General features: G+C 39.9%; 16 protein-coding genes and 1 pseudogene. 11 read left to right on the top strand and 6 right to left on the bottom strand.

Annotation, left to right across the window (positions count from 1 at the left end):
• Window positions 1-136: 136 nt before the first annotated feature.
• From ALFOR1_RS17960 to ALFOR1_RS17970, 3 genes are read right to left on the bottom strand one after another with little or no spacing between them, the layout of a single operon-like run.
• The gene (locus tag ALFOR1_RS17960) at window positions 137-1687 is read right to left on the bottom strand and encodes a PepSY-associated TM helix domain-containing protein (RefSeq protein WP_104643919.1); all 1551 of its coding nucleotides are present in this window, start codon (window positions 1685-1687) and stop codon (window positions 137-139) included.
• Window positions 1684-1980 carry a hypothetical protein gene (locus ALFOR1_RS17965; RefSeq protein WP_058549976.1) on the bottom strand — a complete coding sequence of 99 codons (297 nt, stop codon included), beginning with the start codon at window positions 1978-1980 and terminating at the stop codon, window positions 1684-1686. The genes ALFOR1_RS17960 and ALFOR1_RS17965 overlap by 4 nt, the downstream gene beginning before the upstream one ends.
• Entirely contained in the window at window positions 1980-2240 is a 261-nt protein-coding gene (locus ALFOR1_RS17970) for a hypothetical protein (RefSeq protein ID WP_104643920.1), read from the bottom strand. The genes ALFOR1_RS17965 and ALFOR1_RS17970 overlap by 1 nt, the downstream gene beginning before the upstream one ends.
• A gap of 125 nt (window positions 2241-2365) precedes the next feature.
• Here ALFOR1_RS17970 and ALFOR1_RS17975 point away from each other — a divergent pair, with 125 nt between their 5' ends.
• Window positions 2366-4417, top strand: a complete 2052-nt coding sequence (locus tag ALFOR1_RS17975; protein ID WP_104643921.1) for a TonB-dependent receptor — start codon at window positions 2366-2368, stop codon at window positions 4415-4417.
• A 121-nt stretch (window positions 4418-4538) separates the two neighbouring features.
• Here the strand turns inward: ALFOR1_RS17975 and ALFOR1_RS17980 are convergent, their stop codons facing one another.
• Entirely contained in the window at window positions 4539-5030 is a 492-nt protein-coding gene (locus ALFOR1_RS17980; protein WP_058549973.1) for an ankyrin repeat domain-containing protein, read from the bottom strand.
• A 64-nt stretch (window positions 5031-5094) separates the two neighbouring features.
• Window positions 5095-6633 carry a catalase gene (locus tag ALFOR1_RS17985; RefSeq protein WP_104643922.1) on the bottom strand — a complete coding sequence of 513 codons (1539 nt, stop codon included), beginning with the start codon at window positions 6631-6633 and terminating at the stop codon, window positions 5095-5097.
• Window positions 6634-7003: 370 nt separating this feature from the next.
• Here ALFOR1_RS17985 and ALFOR1_RS17990 point away from each other — a divergent pair, with 370 nt between their 5' ends.
• From ALFOR1_RS17990 to ALFOR1_RS18020, 7 genes and pseudogenes are all read left to right on the top strand, one after another.
• Window positions 7004-7675, top strand: coding sequence for an HAD family hydrolase (locus ALFOR1_RS17990; protein ID WP_058549971.1), 672 nt, complete (start codon window positions 7004-7006; stop codon window positions 7673-7675).
• A 176-nt stretch (window positions 7676-7851) separates the two neighbouring features.
• On the top strand, window positions 7852-9573 hold the full coding sequence (locus ALFOR1_RS17995) for a purine-cytosine permease family protein (protein WP_058549970.1): 1722 nt from the start codon (window positions 7852-7854) through the stop codon (window positions 9571-9573).
• A gap of 35 nt (window positions 9574-9608) precedes the next feature.
• Window positions 9609-11132 (top strand): mannitol dehydrogenase family protein, encoded by a 1524-nt coding sequence (locus ALFOR1_RS18000; protein ID WP_058549969.1) that lies wholly within the window; start codon window positions 9609-9611, stop codon window positions 11130-11132.
• 2 nt (window positions 11133-11134) lie between these two features.
• A complete protein-coding gene (locus tag ALFOR1_RS18005; protein WP_104643923.1) occupies window positions 11135-12052 on the top strand; it encodes a carbohydrate kinase family protein in 918 nt (305 codons plus the stop codon).
• Between the two features lie 590 nt (window positions 12053-12642).
• Window positions 12643-14109: a carbon starvation CstA family protein gene (locus ALFOR1_RS18010; protein ID WP_104643924.1), complete on the top strand. Its 1467-nt coding sequence runs from the start codon at window positions 12643-12645 to the stop codon at window positions 14107-14109.
• 91 nt (window positions 14110-14200) lie between these two features.
• Window positions 14201-14892: pseudogene (locus ALFOR1_RS18015) on the top strand (cupin domain-containing protein).
• 225 nt (window positions 14893-15117) lie between these two features.
• Entirely contained in the window at window positions 15118-15498 is a 381-nt protein-coding gene (locus ALFOR1_RS18020; RefSeq protein ID WP_004589535.1) for a SpoIIAA family protein, read from the top strand.
• 95 nt (window positions 15499-15593) lie between these two features.
• Here ALFOR1_RS18020 and ALFOR1_RS18025 read toward each other — a convergent pair whose 3' ends face one another.
• Complete coding sequence (locus tag ALFOR1_RS18025; RefSeq protein WP_104643925.1) at window positions 15594-16481, bottom strand: LysR family transcriptional regulator; 888 nt, start codon at window positions 16479-16481, stop codon at window positions 15594-15596.
• 119 nt (window positions 16482-16600) lie between these two features.
• Here ALFOR1_RS18025 and ALFOR1_RS18030 point away from each other — a divergent pair, with 119 nt between their 5' ends.
• The 3 genes from ALFOR1_RS18030 (at window position 16601) to ALFOR1_RS18040 (ending at window position 18642) form a co-directional block, all read left to right on the top strand.
• A complete protein-coding gene (locus ALFOR1_RS18030; RefSeq protein ID WP_104643926.1) occupies window positions 16601-17479 on the top strand; it encodes an MBL fold metallo-hydrolase in 879 nt (292 codons plus the stop codon).
• Window positions 17480-17519: 40 nt separating this feature from the next.
• Entirely contained in the window at window positions 17520-18170 is a 651-nt protein-coding gene (locus ALFOR1_RS18035) for a DsbA family protein (protein ID WP_104643927.1), read from the top strand.
• An 82-nt stretch (window positions 18171-18252) separates the two neighbouring features.
• Window positions 18253-18642 (top strand): nuclear transport factor 2 family protein, encoded by a 390-nt coding sequence (locus ALFOR1_RS18040; protein ID WP_104643928.1) that lies wholly within the window; start codon window positions 18253-18255, stop codon window positions 18640-18642.
• Window positions 18643-18650: the final 8 nt, after the last annotated feature.

An 18650-nucleotide genomic window follows, 5' to 3' on the forward strand; every position in this document is an offset into this window, starting at 1 on the left:
TAGAATAACAGCTTATAGCAAAGCTTAATTAATCGGGGGCGATATACCGGTTTGTAAAGTGTTTAGCGCTGACGTTTTGTAATGGGGCAAAGCAGTAAAAGGGGTTTAATTTGTTAGCTTAAACCCCGTTGTAAAACTACTTTGGTGCGCTTGTATTATGAGCAGATTTTGCTTTTACTTTTTTGGCGCTAAAGTAAAATATAAGTGCAAATACTACCGCACTAAAATCAACAGTAATACTTTGATAATATTTAAAATAGTGCTCTGTTGATATGGCTTGTAATAGGGTAGAGCCCGCCATACATAAGCACAAACCTGCAAGGCTAACTAAACCCCAATAACTTGTGTGCTGAGACCCTTTTTTAAAGGCGTAAGCAACAAAAACAAAAAATACTATATAGTAGCTATATAAATAGCTGTAATTTGCATTCGCTGTAAATTGGTTTACCCACTTACCTACTAACAAAGTGGCAACCACTGCAATTATTGACCCTAAGCACACACCAATTGTTAAATTAGCCATAAAAAGAGTACTGCGTTTATTGGCATCTTTTTTAGCACGTTTGTCTAACCACAATAAATTACCTGAATAAAATAAGAACGCACCAAATAGTCCCATTACAAAGTAACCCCATCGGCCCCATTCACCTCCATACGTGCCAAAGTGCAACGAAAAGATGCTTGCAACCATGTTACCCCAGTGGCTTTCTTCACCTTGGGGGTAACTCGAGTTAAGGACTTCTAATGTATACGGCTGTAAAAATAAGTAGTCGGTATCTGGGCCTCTAACGACTGCGCTTTCGTTACTCATTTTAACAATTGCTGTAGGGCTGTTGGTATTTAGTCGACTTAATGCAATATGAATTGGCTCATAGCCTGGGGCATAGTTTTTTGCTGCTAAAAGCTGTTTTTCTATACTGGGTAAGTTTTCAATTTGGTAACTGTGCGCTGCTGGAGGAGGGCGCTGAAAAAACGATTTATCGTCGTAAAATGGCGACAATCCATCATAAATTAAATCGTGAAAAGCAAACACAACAACGGTAAAGGCAATAATTAAGTGAAAAGGTAAGCTGGCGATCCCCACTAAATTATGGCTATCGAGCCAAAAGCGGCTTGGACCTTTTTCTTTTCTGATTGCAAAGAATGTTTTTACAAGTGTTGGCAATAAAATAATTACCCCAGACACCAACGCTAAAAAGTATAAAACCGACGCAATGCCCAGTATGTATACACCTGATTGGTCATGCCCAATTTCGCCAGCAAAACCAGCGGTACGATGCAGATAGTCTATTAAATCTGCGAGCTTACTTTCGCTTTTTTGCTCAATGACTAGCTCATTTTTACTATTTAAATGTAAAAGCTGTAATTGGTTATCAAGTGCCATTCCTCGCTCTTTACCTTGGCTGTACCAAGATAGCGGCGCTTGATCAGTTAATAAATCTATGGAAAAGCCATTACTCATTTGCTGAGGGTACTGCACAATAGCTTTATCTACTAAGGCTTGGTAGTCACTGGTTTTTGGCTCAGTTACAGGTGCGCTTACAGGCGTTGCCCAATCAGCTAGCTCATACTTAAACATAGTTAAGCTACCCGCGTAAAAGCCAATAAAAAGTACTAAGCCTGCAATGATCCCAGTCCAAGTATGAACACCTTGGTAGGTACGTAAAATATCTGCTCTTACTTTCATAGCCCATGCCCCAACATTAAAAATAAACTATAGAGCGTTATATTTAGCCCACCGAGAGTTAGCCATGCTTGCTTTGCAGATTTAAATAAATACGTGAAGCTAAAAATAGTTAGCCATATTAGTGGGATCATCCACATATTAAATTGTACCTTGTCGCGTGCATCTATTCCTCCGGGGCCATACCAGGCAAAAAATGCGACTAGAACAAATGCAAGAGCTAAGCCTAAAAGGCCTCCTGCTAGGCTTTTTCCTAGCCAAGTTGGTTTAATTTTTTGCCTTTGTAATGCGCTCATTAGTTAATATCCTTACTTTTAAATAAGCTCGTAAATGGAACGATCATCAAGGCCAGCATAACCATTAAAAGAATAAAAAATGCGGCCGCAGCAGAGGTGAAAATATAAAAAGCTAAAGCGATTGCAGCTATAAAAAGAAGGGTTGCAAGTTTACGCCAGTGCTTAGATATAGGCTTTTTTAAAAACCTTTGATGGCGGTTGCTGCAATAGAGCAAGGTTGTAGCAATGAGCAGGATTAAAATAACAGTAAGTTGAAGCATGGTCGCAGTTAGTTGTTAATGTTTATACTAGTGTAAATGATAATTAAACTCAATTGCAATGGCGTTGTGGTTGTGTTACTTTTTTTCGCCCCAGCAATATCAACTATTTATAAAAGGAAATAACCGTGGTTGCTTCATTTAAACGCAATAAACTGTCTTTATTTATTGCGAGTTCTTTAATATTTACTCAAAGCCAAGCTTTTGCCGATGACCAAACAAGTCGCGAGTCAATGGATACTATTGTGGTCACAGGTGAAAAAATTGAAAAATCACTCAAAGATACAATTACATCGGTAGCGGTAGTAGATAAATCGTTATTAGAAAATGGACAACTATCTTCAGTTTCTGACGCTTTAGCCGAAATGGCCAATGTGGTTGTACTTACTGGTGCCGTGCCTGATATGCGTGGGGTATCGGGCAATGGCGGCGCCACCGGTTTTAATTCGTTTAGTGGTGGTTCAAAGGCCCGTGTTTCAACATTGGTTGATGGTGTAAGCCAGCCATTTGTGGCTGATTTAACTGGCGACACAGGCTTATGGGATATAGACCAAATTGCGGTATACCGCGGGCCACAATCTACTAGTAATGGTCGTAATAGTATTGGTGGTGCTGTTTATATGACAACCAAAGCACCCACACAAGATTTTGAAGGTGCCGTGCGTGTAGGGTACAAAAACCAAGACAACTACTTCGATACTGCGGCAGTTGTTTCGGGTGGATTAATTGATGATGTACTCGCATTTCGCTTATCTACTCAATATGTTAACGGCGAAACGTTTAGCAACCCAACACACTACGAAACTAACCCAACGGATAAAAACCTTAACGAGCTCAATACCAGTAGTACGCGTGCAAAGTTATTATATACCCCAACTTCAGACTTATCGGTGCAGCTAACTTATTCAACGTACAGCGAAGAGGGTAATACCGGCCGTAAATATTTTGAAGGTGATGAACCAACGGATTATATTCCACTATTTCAGCGCGATATGGATACGCAGTCAGATACAACGCAGGTAGATATTAGCTATAAAATTAACGATAACTTCTCGTTCGATATTTTACTTGCTTATATGGATTACGAATGGGGCTACGAAGCATATGAAGCACTTGCTAGTGCTGAGTCTGATGTGTCGATGGATGAAAAAAATATCACCATTGATAGCAAGCTAAACTTTGGCTTAAACAGTGACTTTTACTCGGGCTTTGTGGGTATTGCATATTTTGACCGTGATCAAGATTTTAAAAGTGTAGGCGCAACAGATTATTTTGGTGACGACAGCAGTGACTCAAAAGCAATTTATTCAGAAACAAGCTTTAAGTTAAGCAAAGCGTTTACGCTTACCGCAGGGCTTAGAATAGAGCGCGAAGAGCAGCTTCGTAATTTTGATATGGCTTTTGGAGGCAGTAGATTAGTTGAGCAACTAGATGATTCCAATACTATAAAATTACCTACATTAGCGATTCAATACAAAATTACAGATGAAACAACGTTATCGGCCAGCGCCCGTAGAGGCTACAACTCTGGTGGCGGCGCGTTAGATTTTACCGCACAAGAGTATTACTACTACGACCAAGAATCAGTAAACACCTACGAGCTAGGCTCGCGCAGTGTGCTTAATAATGGTGATATTAATATTAGCGCGAACATTTTTTATAATAACTTTGACGGGTATCAAGCGTTAAGCTCAGATAGAAAAATCACTAATATTGATGATGCACATAGCTATGGTTTAGAGCTTGAAGCCTACAGTATGTTAGGTGAGCAATGGCAACTACATGCAGGGCTTGGGTTACTTAAAACTAAAATAGATGAATCAGCCACGTACAGCGATGCAGTTGGCAACGGGCTTAACTCTGCACCAGAGCTTACAGCTAGCTTAGGGTTATCGCATTGGTTTACTGATAGCTTAAAGGTTAATGTAAGTGCTAATTATGTGGATGAATATTATGGTGATTTAACTAATACACAAGAGCGTATTGCCGGTGGTTATACAATTACACGTGCCACAATTAGTTACGATAGTGAGCATTGGTTAATGAGTGCTTATATTAACAACGCCTTAGATGAAGAAGCATATACATCGGTAGAACCTGCTAGCGGGCGTTACCCAACAGGCTATGTGGCTGTTGTTAACCCTCAAACGCTTGGTGCATCTGTAACGTATCGCTTTTAATTTTTAAAAAAGGGAGTGAGACAGTTATTGAATAAAACGCGTCTCACTTTTATATAACTCACTGTGATTATTGATGTGTTCTCTCCTCAATTACTGAGTGTGAGTGGTAAATAATAACGTATTAATTTTGTTTATTTACCTGTGCTAGTAAGTCGAGCACTTTTTGTTGACCAAAAGTTTGTGCAAATTGCTCAGCGGTTTGGCCTGCTTTGTTTTGATGTGCGTTATCGCAATCAAGGCTAACAAGTGTTTTAGCTATGCTAAATTCACCTCTAAATATTGCGGCCATTAGAGCTGTGTTACCGCGGTTGTCTTCAAGGCACGCATTAGCACCTAATTGCAGTAAGGTATTTACCGTGCTTTTATTACCATGGTAGGTGGCAATCATGAGGGCGGTGTAGCCTTTGTTGTTGTAGCTGTTGATAGGAATACCAGCATCAACAAACTGCGTAATAACGGCTGTGTCGTCGGTGCGCGCGGCAGCAAAGTAATAAGCAAGTAGGCTTTCGTACTGTGTTTGGGCGGTTGTTGGCTCATTTACAGTGCTTTGTTGTTCATTACCAAAGCTTGAAAAGCTCATCACTAAAGTAAATATTATAAGTAATTTACGCATACGGTTTACCTTTTAAAAAAAAGAGGAAGGGAGAGTCGGTCCTTCCTCTAGGTTGGGTAATCTATTAAAGCTTAGCGGCTAGTTGCTTAACTTGTTTCATGTCACCATTTACGGCTTTAGTTAAACGTGTACCGTATTCGCTGTCTGCTTTGTAGAAGTGGCTAAGCATTTTGTGCATAACTTTACTGTCTTTCACTTTGCCTAAATCGCCAGCTAAGTTGTTAACCAAGTTAGTACGCTCTTGCTTACTAAAGCCACGGTAAAGTACGCCAGCTTGAGCAAAGTTTTGCTGCTTTTTAATCGCTGCTTGTTGTACGTAACCTTTAAGCTCTGTGTTACTTCTGCGTGCAATTGGGTTTTCTGCAACATTTTCGTGACTAGGTTGGTAGTTCACGTTACTAGTTGTATTACTGTAGTTCATTGCGCCGTCTTGGTTGTAGTTAACCACTTCAACTTTTGCACGGTTAATTGGCAATTGCTGGTGGTTAGCACCTAAGCGGTACATTTGTGTATCAGCGTATGAAAAAACACGCCCTTGTAATAGTCTGTCTTCTGAAGGCTCAATACCTGGAATTACATTTGCCGGTGCCATTGCAACTTGTTCTGTAGATTGGAAGAAGTTAGTTGGCATACGGTTTAAGGTCATTGTTCCTACTTTAGTTTCTTTCACGTCTAACCACATTTTTGTTGCATCTAATGGGTTGTAGTCAAAGTCATCTAACTGCGATGGATCAAGTGTTTTAATGTATAGGTCCCACTTAGGGAAGTTGCCTTTACCAATTTCGCTGTAAAGGTCACGAGTTAAGTGTTGGAAGTCTTTACCTTGCACTTCGTTTACTTCTTTAGCATCAAGGTTGTCTATACCTTGCTGGCTTACCCAATGAAACTTAACGTATTTAACATCGCCTGATTTATTAATCATTTTGTATGCGTGTACGCCCCAGCCATCCATTTTACGTAGGCTTGCTGGTGTACCGTAGTCACTGTAAACCCACGTTAGCATGTGAGTAGAGCCCGGCTCGTAAGAGAAAAAGTCAAAAAAGCGGTTAGGATCTTGAATGTTATCTACCGGAGATGGCTTTAACGAGTGAACCATATCTGGGAATTTGATCGCATCACGAATAAAGAACACCGGTAAGTTGTTACCTACTAAATCCCAGTTGCCTTCGTCTGTGTAAAATTTTGTAGCAAAACCACGTGGGTCACGAAGCGTTTCTGGACTACCTTTAGAGTGAATTACAGAAGAAAAACGTACAAATACGTCAGTTTCTTTGCCTGCTTCTGCAAATGGCGCTGCAATTGTTAAATCGTCTAATTCTTTAGATGCAACAAATACACCGTGTGCACCGGTACCACGCGCATGCACTACACGCTCAGGAATACGTTCACGGGCAAAGCGTTGTAGCTTTTGAATTAGTTGTACGTCTTCAAGTAATACACTGCCGCGCTCGCCAGCAGTCATTGAGTTTTGGTTATCGCCAACAGCTGCGCCGTTGTCTTTAGTAAGTGTAGTGGCAGCACTTGCAGGTAATGCCATTGCTAGTGCTAACGCACTCAGCGTTAATGTAGATTTATTATTAATAGTATTTTTTTGAGTATTCATTGTCGACCTCGTCTTAATAAAGTGCCGGCAGTGTTGCAGGCTGTTTAACTGTTAACGAGTGTATTAACAAAACGATTTTCGGTAAAATTGATTGTTTAGATTGTTGCCATCATAAAATTAGATTGGATGTAGATAGCATTAATCAATTTAATCAATGAAGGGTGAAATATTCGACCTTAGTCGTAATTGCATTTTTGAAACCAATGAAAATACAGACTATTTCATAATTAATGAATAAATATTCACCAGTTTGGTGCGTTTTAACCTAACAAGATGTTGACTTATTATTACAATAAAGAGAATATGCTCACTTGCTGGGCTTATGCTCAAGTTAAGGTTGCACCAAACTAGGTGTATAAAAAGGGGCAATATGAATACTAAAATTGAATTAGTTATTTTTGATTGTGATGGCGTTGTTATAGATAGCGAAATATTAAGCGCACAAGTGTTAATAAATATGCTTGCAGAGATTGGCGTTAATATTGACCGTGCTTATGTACAACAATATTTTTTGGGCTGTAACTTTAAAACAGTGACCCAAAACTTATTTGATACTTTTAACGTGACCCTAGCTGAGAGTTTTGAAGCCGATTACCGAGAAGCACTATTAAACGAGTTCGAAACTGCATTAATGCCAACAAATAGCATTAAAGAAGTTTTACAACGCCTAGCGGTACCTTGTTGTATTGCTACAAGCAGTAGCCCTAAGCGCACAGCTAAAGCACTGAATGTTGTAAACCTTGAGCAGCACTTTAATAAGGTGTTTACCTCAAGTGAGGTAAAGAATGGTAAACCAGCGCCCGATTTATTTTTACATGCCGCTGAGCAAATGGGCGTTAAGCCACAAAATTGTTTAGTGATTGAAGACTCTAAAGCCGGCGTATGCGCTGCACTTGCCGCTAATATGCAAGTGCTGCATTACAGTGGCGGCGGACATATGCAAGATGCTGTGAACTTTGTTCACCAAGCATACCCAGACGTTGCACACTTAACGCACTGGGATGAATTTTACAATCAGTACCCGGCATTACAGACACAGTAATAAATTAACGCGTTAGGCTCTCAAACACTGACAGAGCGTAACGCTAAAAGCATTAATTATTAGGTAGTTACAGTAGTATTATAAAGAGGCCAGTATTTAGTTAATTATCAATTTAAATAAGAAACGCTTATTTAAATTGGTATTCAATACTGCGCTTAAAACAATAGGAAAATACCATGGCATCAAGTCCACACACACAAACATTTAGCGATGTTAACGAAGAGCAACTACCCGTTGCTAATCACAAGCTTCACGGTTGGAAGCACTTTGCCGGTTTATATGCTGGTGAGCACGTTGCAGCAACCGAATTTGTTATTGGTGCAACCTTTGTTGCATTAGGCGCATCAACCATCGACATTTTATTAGGTCTATTAATTGGTAACCTATTAGCAATGTGTTCTTGGTGGTTAATTACCTCTCCAATTGCGGTAGAAACACGTTTAAGTTTATACAACTACCTAAACAAAATTGCCGGTAACTCAATGACCAAGCTCTATAACTGGGCAAACGTGGTCATATTTAGCGTGATATCCGCCGCCATGATCACCGTATCGGCCACGGCCGTCAGGTTTTTGTTTGATATACCCGCGCAGCTTGATTGGTATCCTAACAGCCTAGCCTTTGTAGCCATTGTTTTATCGGTTGGCTCAATTGTTGTGTTTGTAGCTATGTATGGTTTTTCAACGGTTGCTGATTTTTCTAAAATTTGTGCGCCGTGGTTATTTGTTATTTTTATAGCAGGCTCGTTTGCATTGTTCCCTGAGCTTTCTAACCATGTATTAGGAGTCACCTCGCTAACGGGGTTTGACGACTTTATGGCGATAGGGGATTCATCAATCTGGACCGGCACAAACGCTGATGGCGAAAAAGGTATTGGCTTATTAGAAGTAATTGGTTTTGCATGGGCTGCAAACTCTATTACTCACTTTGGCTTAATTGATATGGCAATCTTTAGATTTGCTAAACGTAAAAGCTACGGTTTGTTTTCAGGCGTAGGTATGTTTTTTGGTCATTACATTGCATGGATCTCTGCCGGTATTATGGGTGCAGGTGTTGCGGTATTACTTAAAACAACTATTTCATCACTTGATCCGGGTGATGTTGCTTACCACGCATTAGGTTGGACGGGTTTTGTAATTGTAATTATTGCAGGCTGGACTACAGCTAACGCTAACCTTTACCGTGCAGGCCTTGCGGCACAGTCTATTTTTGTTGACCAATCGCGTGAACGCACTACCGCTATTGTAGGTGTTGTAACCGTTATAATTGCGTGTTTCCCGTTTGTATTCTCGCAAATGTTACCACTGCTTACTTACGCAGGATTATTAGTAGTGCCTGTGGGCGGTATTGTATTTGCCGAGCATGTTTTATTTCCTAAAATTGGTTTAACTCGTTACTGGGCTAAATACAAAAACATCACGCGTAGCGTTCCGGCCATCGCCTCTTGGGCATTGGCACTTGTGTTTGGCTTTGGCTTAAATGCTGTTGATGTAATGTCGTTTTATTACTTATTCATTCCTACTTGGTTCTTCACTATTGTTATTTACACGCTGCTTGCTAAAAAATACGGCGCGGGTGAAGACTACACCAAAGAAATTGCAGCAGAAGAGCAAGAGCAGCAAGACATTAAAGAATACCAAGCAGAGCTTGCTAAAAATGTTCAAGCACCAGTAGTTGATAACTCTATGCTAACTAAAGTGTTGAACGCTGCTTCTACTATTTCGTTACTTATAATTTTTGGCTTTGCCAGCCAAGTAATGTTTTTTAGTGAAAGTATGAGCATTTACTCTGGTAATAAGTCTCAGTTTGAAATTGCATGTTTTATTTGCACCGTTATTTATTTTGCAACAGCTTACTGGTCGCTATTGCGCCATAAAGCACTGAATACTGCATCTTAATTTAAATTTTTATATTGTTTTAGTAAGGCCGCACCATGACGCAACACCAGCACACTGACGCTCTTGTTAAAGGGCTAAACCAACAGAGCTTGGCAGATATGCCAAGCCATGTAGATACACCAAACTACGACCGTAGCAAACTTAAAGCGGGCATAGTTCATATTGGTGTGGGCGGTTTTCACCGTGCTCACCAAGCCGTGTACATTAACGAGCTTTTAAAAACGCCAGGTGCTGAGCAGTGGGGTATTTGTGGTGTTGGATTACTAGAAGGTAACCGTGGTCTGCGCGATATTTTAAAGCAGCAAGACTACCTTTACACGTTAACGGTAAGACACCCAAACGGGCAAATAGATAACAAAGTTATTGGCTCTATGATTGACTTTTTATTTGCCCCTGAGGATAAGCAAGCGGTTATCAATAAGCTAGCGCATAGCGATACGCACATTGTGTCGTTAACTATTACCGAAGGCGGTTATAACTTTAACCCGGTAACCGGTGAGTTTGATTACTCAAACCCAGACATTATTAACGACATTAATAACCCGAACGATCCAATCACGGCGTTTGGTTACATTACTGCTGCGTTAAAGCTACGTAAAGAACAAGGCCTTGATGCGTTTACAGTACAGTCGTGCGATAACATTCAGCACAACGGTAATGTAACGCGCAAAATGCTTTTAGCTTTTGCAGCAGAGCAAGATAAAGAATTAAGCGAGTGGATTGCCACTAACGTTACGTTCCCAAATGCAATGGTTGATCGTATTACGCCAGTATCTAAAAAGAGCGATATTGACTACGTTGTTGATGCTTATGGTGTTAGCGATGAATGGCCAATTACGTGTGAGTCGTTTACACAATGGGTGATTGAAGACTCATTTTGCTGTGGACGCCCAGATTGGGATAACGTAGGCGCACAATTTGTATCTGACGTAACACCTTTTGAGACCATGAAAATTCGTTTATTAAATGCAGGTCACTCAGTACTTGGTTTATTAGGCTCTGTACATGGTTATGGCACAATTGACGAAACAGTATCAGATCCTTTGTTTGCTGAGTACTTACGTGCATTTATGGATAAAGAAGTAACGCCTAACCTTGAGCAGTTAGAAGGTATCGATCTTGAAGTGTATAAAGATACACTAATAGAGCGCTTTGCTAACCCAAATATTAAAGACAGCTTGTCGCGTATTTGTTCAGAAAGTGCAGCTAAACTTCCTAAGTTCTTAATTGCTACTATCAACGAGAACCTAGCGCAAGGCCGTGATGTATCACTTGCCACGCTTGTTATTGCTGCATGGTGTTTTTATAGCGACAAAGGGGAAGATGAGCAAGGTAATACCCTTGAGGTAATAGATGCAATGCAAAGCGAGCTACATGAAGCCGCTGCTAAAACGGCCACTGATGACCTTGCATTTTTATCGCTAACAAGCTTATTTGGCGATTTAAACACGCAAAGCGCATTTACGTCTCACTACAAAAACAATGTAGAAGCGTTATACGCACCAGCAAGCAAAATTAAAGCAATTATGAAAAACGTGCTTGAGCCTAAAGGTAACTAATAATGAGCATTTTAATTGATTCTAAACAAGGTAAAGACGTAAGCGTAAGTTGCTTTGGTGAAGTGCTATGGGATTGTTTTGCAAACGATAAACGTTTAGGCGGCGCACCTCTTAATATGTGTGTACGTATTAACTCGCTTGGTATTAAAGCCGACATGATAAGCGCAGTAGGTAACGATGAGTTAGGTACTGAATTATTATGCGAGATTAAAAACAAAGGCGTAAGCTGCGAATACATTGGCGTAAATAACGACAAAAAAACCAGCACAGTACAAGTTACTCTAGATAAAAGCGGTTCAGCCAGTTACGAAATAGTAGCCGACACTGCGTGGGATAACATTGAGCTTACTGACACCCTTATTGACAAAGTAAAAGCCAGTGATGTATTTGTGTTTGGCAGCTTAATTGGCCGAAGCGAAGCCTCACTTGCTACGTTAAACCAGCTAGTTGATATTGCTAACTTTAAAGTGTTTGACGTAAATTTACGTGCACCACATTACACATTAAACACGCTAGTAGATTTAATGAATAAAGCTGACTTCATCAAGTTAAATGATGAAGAGCTTTACGAAATTGCCAAAGCAATGGGCTGTAAGTTCCATTCACTTGAGCAAAACTTAGCGTTTATTGCAGAGCAAACCAACACCGAATACCTTTGTGTAACCAAAGGTAGCCACGGTGCACTACTCACTATTAAAGGCGAAAATTACTATAACTCAGGTTATTTAATTAGCGTTGTAGATACAGTGGGCGCAGGAGATTCGTTTTTAGGTTCGTTAATTTATCAGCTTTGTAGTAGCGATTGTGCCCAGCACGCGGTTGATTTTGCTTGTGCCGTAGGCGCAATGGTTGCAGAAAGCGCCGGTGCGACACCTACACTTACTCATGAGCAAATTAATGAGTTTATGAGCCCAGCTTAATGTGAAAAATCACAGTTACACCCAATCATTGTGTGTGAAAGCGGTTTTACTTTTAAAGTAAAACCGCTTTTTTTTGCTTTAATTTTTATTTATTAAGCCGTTTAGATTAAGTGTTGAGCAAGGTGCATAAAAAGTGGCTTAAATAGGGTCTGTTGACCTTTGCAGTTTGCAATTTGTTCAAACTAGAGGCGGTTTAATCGCGGCGCGAGGTTTGTAACCTAGTGGGCTCGGTAACTGCTCCTGCGTTACCCTACTGGCTTACATCCATGTAAGAATAAGTCAAAACCGAGCAAAAAAGAGTAAATCGCCCCTAGGCAGAACCCGAAGGGCCGCGCCTGTTTGGAATTAATGCTGCGTTATCGCCTACTTATGGGGAATAACCACACCACATAGGCTCTGCCTTGCCTAAATACCAAACAGGCTGCTGCAAATTTAACCTTGAAAGGTCTACAGACCCTTGTGTATTAGCTATTCGTCTTATAGCGGGGGAATTAATACTTTGTTAATGTTCGTCGATTATTCACGGATTGAAAAGGCGGAGCGAAAATTACACGCTCTATACTCCAAATACAAAAAGAGAAACGTGCTTTATGATCATCTTTTTTATCTGCATCACAATCTTAATACTGGGATATAAGTTTTATAGCCCCTTTGTTGAAAAACAAGCAGGTATGGATACAACAGTTGATACACCGCAAAAACGCTTTAGCGAAGGTGTTGACTATGTAGCCATTCACCCTGTGCGTGCATTTTTAATCCAGTTTTTAAATATTGCCGGCGTAGGCCCAATATTCGGCCCAATTTTAGGTGCGCTTTACGGCCCAGTTGCCCTAGTGTGGATAGTACTAGGTAACGTATTAGGTGGTGCGGTACATGACTTCTTCTCGGGTGTGATGAGCATTAAAGAAGATGGTAAAAGCTTACCTGAAATTGCAGGTCATTATTACAATGTAGTATTTAAAGGCTTTATGCTGATATTTACAGCCATGCTACTGTTTTTTGTAGGCGTTGTATTTATTATGAGCCCTGCGGGCTTATTAAGTAACTTAGATGTTTTTCAAGATACGTTCTTTGCTAATAACACCTTTTGGGTACTTGCCATTTTAGCGTACTACTTTTTAGCAACGTTACTGCCAATTGACAAAATCATTACTAAATTTTACCCAATCTTTGGCGCACTAATGATTGTAATGACCGTTGCAATTGCCGTTTCATTATTAATTAATGCACCACATTTACCAGTGGCGGGTGACTTTTTAGCATACTTTGAAGCCGACCACGCGCACGACTTTTTAGAGCCAAACCCAGATGGCTTACCAACGTGGCCGTTACTATTTATTACCATTACCTGTGGTGCTATTAGTGGATTCCATTCTACGCAAGCGCCTATTATTGCTCGCTGTTTAACTAACGAAAAATACGTACGCCCAGTATATTACGGCGCAATGATGTGTGAAGGTATTGTAGGCTGTGTTTGGGCGCTTGCTGGTATTGCAGCGTTCCCAGAAGGTTACGCAGGCTTAAAAGCATTGCTTGACCAAGGTGGTCCAGGCTTAGTTGTTAACCACGTAGCAAATAGTTACTTAGGTGTACTTGGTGGCATTATGGCGATTATTGCCGTAGCTGTTTTCCCAATTACATCGGGCGATACAGCGTTTCGCTCACTGCGCTTAACGGTTGTTGATGCATTTAATATTCCGCAAAGCTTACGTAATCGTTTATTACTAGCTCTGCCTATTTTAACCATTGCTTACTTTATGACTAAGTTAGATTTCTCGTTGATTTGGCGTTACTTTGCATTTTCAAACATGCTGCTTTCAACAAGCGTACTATGGCTTGCTACTAAGTACTTATTTGATAGACGTGCCTTTCACTGGATTGCAAGTGTACCTGCTGTTATTGCTACAGGTGTGACATTGTCTTACATAATGACAGCGGCCATTGGCTTTAATTTATCGGCCGACTTAGGTAAACCAATTGGTGCCGCTGTGGTTGTTATTGGCTTAGTAGGTTTAGTGTTTGTACACTCTAAGCATAAAAAGCTAGATGTAGCGTAAAGCGTTAAAAATTAAATAAGCGAGCTTAATAAGCTCGCTTTTTTTATGCATAAAATTTACTCTCACACTATGCAATTTTAAAGGTAATAAAATGAAAATAGCTGCCGATTTTACCCAGAGAGTCGTTGTTCATAGTGAACAACTTGATTGGATCCCCTCGCCAATGGCAGGTGTAGATAGGCGCCCACTTGATAGAGTAGGGGCCGAGGTTGCACGCGCTACAAGCATAGTACGCTATGCACCAGGGAGCGAGTTTTCGCCTCATGTGCATACAGGTGGCGAAGAATTTATAGTACTAGAAGGCGTATTTCAAGACGAACATGGGGATTTTCCCCAAGGGTCGTATATTCGTAACCCACCTCAGTCAAAGCATAAACCAGGCTCACAAAATGGCTGCGTTATTTTGTAAAGCTTTGGCAATTTGAACCACAAGATAGAACCCATGTACGTTTACAAACACCGCATATGGGCAGCGTGCAACACGCCACATTTAAAGGACTTGCCATTACACCGCTTTATAAAGATGACTTTGAAGACGTTAGCCTATTGCACTTTAAAGCCGGTGCCAACATGCAAATTAGTGCAAGCGGTGGGGCTGAGCTACTGGTGCTTGAAGGTGATGTAAGTGAGCAATCAGACGTATTAGTAAAACACAGTTGGTTAAGGCTGCCTATTAATAGCGAGCTTAATATAACCGCTGGTAAGCATGGTGCAAAAGTGTGGCTAAAATTAGGTCATTTAACCGATGTAAATAAGCAAATTGAGCGCGTACAAAACGCTTAGCAAATAGCATTATTTAGCAGTATTGTTTGATTTAGTTCAGTACTAATTAACTTAATACGGTGTAGTTTTATAGTTTAACTCAGTAAGTGATGGGTATTTTTGGGGTTTTTATTTTTTAAAGGGAATAATTTTACTTTATAGGCTTTAATTAACTCCAACTTTCGTTATTAAACCCACTCACACAGGCTGTAAATAACATAAGCGCACCCGATTAAGGAGAGCAGCATGGTACACACAACACATGGTTTATCTATTGGTATTGAACGCGCAGGCCGAGAATTTTTTTTAAAACTAAAAGCTGTAGGAACGCTAACCCACGACGACTATAAAGTCATTACCCCCATGATCGACTCTGCCCTTGGCGAGGTTAAACACCCTATAGCAAACGTGCTTATTGATGCCAGCGAGCTAGAAGGCTGGGAGCTTCGCGCCGCGTGGGATGATTTAAAGCTTGGCGTAAGACACTCAAAAGAATTTAATAAAATTGCTATTTATGGCAATCAAGAATGGCAAGCCCGCATGGCTAAAATAGGCAATTGGTTTATCTCAGGCGAGGTGCAATACTATGAAAACGCCACCGCCGCCATAGATTGGTTAGACGAATAATAAATCCCTTCTCCCAAAAAATAGCGCTTACAAAGCGCTATTTCAACTCTTAAATAAAGGACTTATAGCGAACGTTTAATAGTTTTCGCTTATTGTTAAGTATCAATTTTATCAAAATACGCTACTAAGCTATCAATAAATGAACGAAGTGCAAGTGACTGATGTTTCCTAGAGCGGTAAATACCGTATATGCTCAAAGTTTGTGGTTTAAGGTGTGGTAGTAAATGTATTAACTTTCCATTATTTATATATTTCTGCGCAGCAAACTTAGGTTGTAGAGTTATTCCTTGATTATTAAGAGCAGCTTTTAACAGTAAGCTCGAATCATTAGCACTGAAGTTACCAGCAATCGCTACAGATACGGGGTTTTCAGGGTGTGAAAAGTGCCACATACTTTTTTCAAACCGTGAATAGTTTAAACAGTTATGGCGACTCAAATCATCCGTAGTTATAGGCTTAGAGTTTTTTTCTAAATATTCTGGGCTTGCACATAACACTGAATGGCATTTCCCAAGTGGGCGAGCAATTATATTAGGATCTAAGTCATTGGTAATTCTAATTGCTAAATCTATTCGCTCTTCTACCAAATTTGTAACGTGATTACTAATTTGTACATCAATACTGACTTCGGGATGAGCGTGTAAGAATTGTTGCAACATATCTGGTAGTACATCATGTGCTAAAAAAGGCGAGCACGACAACCTAATTTGCCCGTTCAATCTGTTATTACTTTCTATCGGCGCACTAATGTTTTGGGCGATGGCAATGAGCTCTCGGCTGTGATTAAGTACTTTTTCACCCTCTGACGTGAGTGTTATTTTTCTTGTTGACCGATGGAGTAGTTGGGTATTTGCCCACTTTTCCATTTGATTCAAATACCGTGTAACCATAGATCTAGACATATCTAAAGCACGGGCAGCACCGGCTAGACTTTTCTGCTCTACAATTTTTATAAATACATCAGCTGCAATAATTCTATCCATTCACTTCGCCTATATGTTCGATTTATGCAACAGATAGTTGCATTTTGGCTAGTTTTTCATTCTTAAATTGCAACATACAATAGCCTCATCTTAACGAAATAACAAACAGGCTACTGAGAATGAAAAAAATTAAACACGTATTAGCAGCAACAGCTTTATTAGCAAGCACATTAATGCAACCGGTATTAGCGCAAAGTGAATTAGTTGTGGGTGTATATAACCCACAAGACAAAAGTATTTTTGCTGTTTCATCAAGCATTATAAGTGGTAATAACGAAGTGTTATTAGTGGATGCCCAATTTCAGCGTAATGATGCACAAGCATTGGTTGAAAAAATAAAAGCGAGCGGTAAAACATTAACAGCTGTTTATATTAGTCACAGCGACCCTGATTTTTACTTTGGTTTAGATGTAATTAAAGCTGCTTTTCCAAAAGCAAAGTTATTAGCGACTAAATCAACAGTAGAGAATATTAAACGCTCAATGCAAGGAAAGTTAAATTATTGGGGGCCTATTTTAAAGAGCAATGCACCTAAAGAACTTATTTTGCCAGAAGTAATACTATCAAATAGCCTAACTGTAGATGGGAAAGAAATTATTATTAAAAATTTACAGCATGATCCAAATCATACTTACCTTTGGATCCCTTCTATAAAAACAGTGCTGGGTGGGGTTGTAGTATTTGATCAAATGCATGTGTGGTTGGCCGATTCGAGCACTGCTGCAGAGCGTCAAACTTGGCAGTCAACATTAGATAACATTGAGAATTTAAAACCTCAGACTGTTATTCCAGGTCACTTTTTACAGGGCAGTAAACAAGACCTTTCTGGTGTGTCATTCATGAAAGGGTACTTAAATAAAGCGGATAGCGCTGCAAAAAATGCAAAAAACTCAGCTGAATTTGTAGAGATCATGACTCAAGCTTACCCTGATTTAGGTGCAAGAAGCATTTTAGAGTTGGGCTCAAAAGTGGTTATGGGTGAGATGCAATGGCACTAAGTGCCCTTGCGTTAAACAATTATTTAGATAGGAAATATTAATGAAAAACGTAACGTTACATATAATTGTTGACCCTTTATGTGGTTGGACTTACGGCAGCGTGCCCTTGATCACCGCTGCTGAAAATATTGATGGTTTAATTGTAAAAGTACACAGTGGAGGCATGCTAACAGGTGATAATATCAAACCTGTGACTCCTGCATGGCGTGAATTTGCACTTAAAAACGACAGTGTCATAGCGAAGAAAACCGGTCAGGTATTTGGTAGTAACTATACTGATGGGCTTTTAAAAACCAACGATATTATACTCAACTCGGCTCCGGCTATTACCGCTATATTGGCAGCGCAAAAGCTTGGTATATCAGGTGGGGAAATGCTTAATAGTATTCAACATGCTTATTATGCTCAGGGTAAAAACATTATGCAGTTGCATGTACTGACTGATATTGCATTGGAGCTGGGTTTAAACAAGGCCTTATTTGAAACCCACTTTAATGCCTTAGAAGGCGATGCAACAGATCAACATATAGCACAAAGCCGCGGCTTATTACACGATATTCATGGGCAAGGTTTTCCTAGTGCAGCATTTGAATTTGACACAGGTAAGTGGCAAAAAGCTGATATAGCCCATTATTATGGAAAAACTGAGCAGTGGGTTACCTACTTACAGCAATCAGTTGGGCTAGTATAGTGTGATGAAATTTCTAAATAATAAAGCTGTTTATATTACAGCTTTATTGAGCTTCCTTTTTATAGTGCAAGGGTGTGTGAAAATGAGCAACATAGACATAATTAAAAGTACGTATGAAGGCAAAACATCACAAGAGAATGGGCAAAATTTAGTTGCTCATGCAAGTGATACTATTACTTGGAAAGAGGCTGACGGTTTTGCCTATGCTGGTACTTACCATGGTATGAATGATATTACTGAACATGTTTTTCAAAAGCTTGCAAGCGAGTGGTATAACTACACGTTTACGCCACAAAACTACTTATCCCAAGATGATACTGTTGTAGTGTATGGCACGTACTCTGGTACTTATATTAAAACGGGTAAAAAAATGCAAGCTAGGGTCGTGCATATTTGGCAGCTTAAAAATCAAAAAATAACGAACTTTGAACAAATAGTGGATAGTAAAATGGTGTTTGATGCTATGCAGTAACAACGCGT

Origin of the sequence: Pseudoalteromonas carrageenovora IAM 12662, from assembly GCF_900239935.1 — a bacterium.
Lineage (GTDB): Bacteria > Pseudomonadota > Gammaproteobacteria > Enterobacterales > Alteromonadaceae > Pseudoalteromonas > Pseudoalteromonas carrageenovora.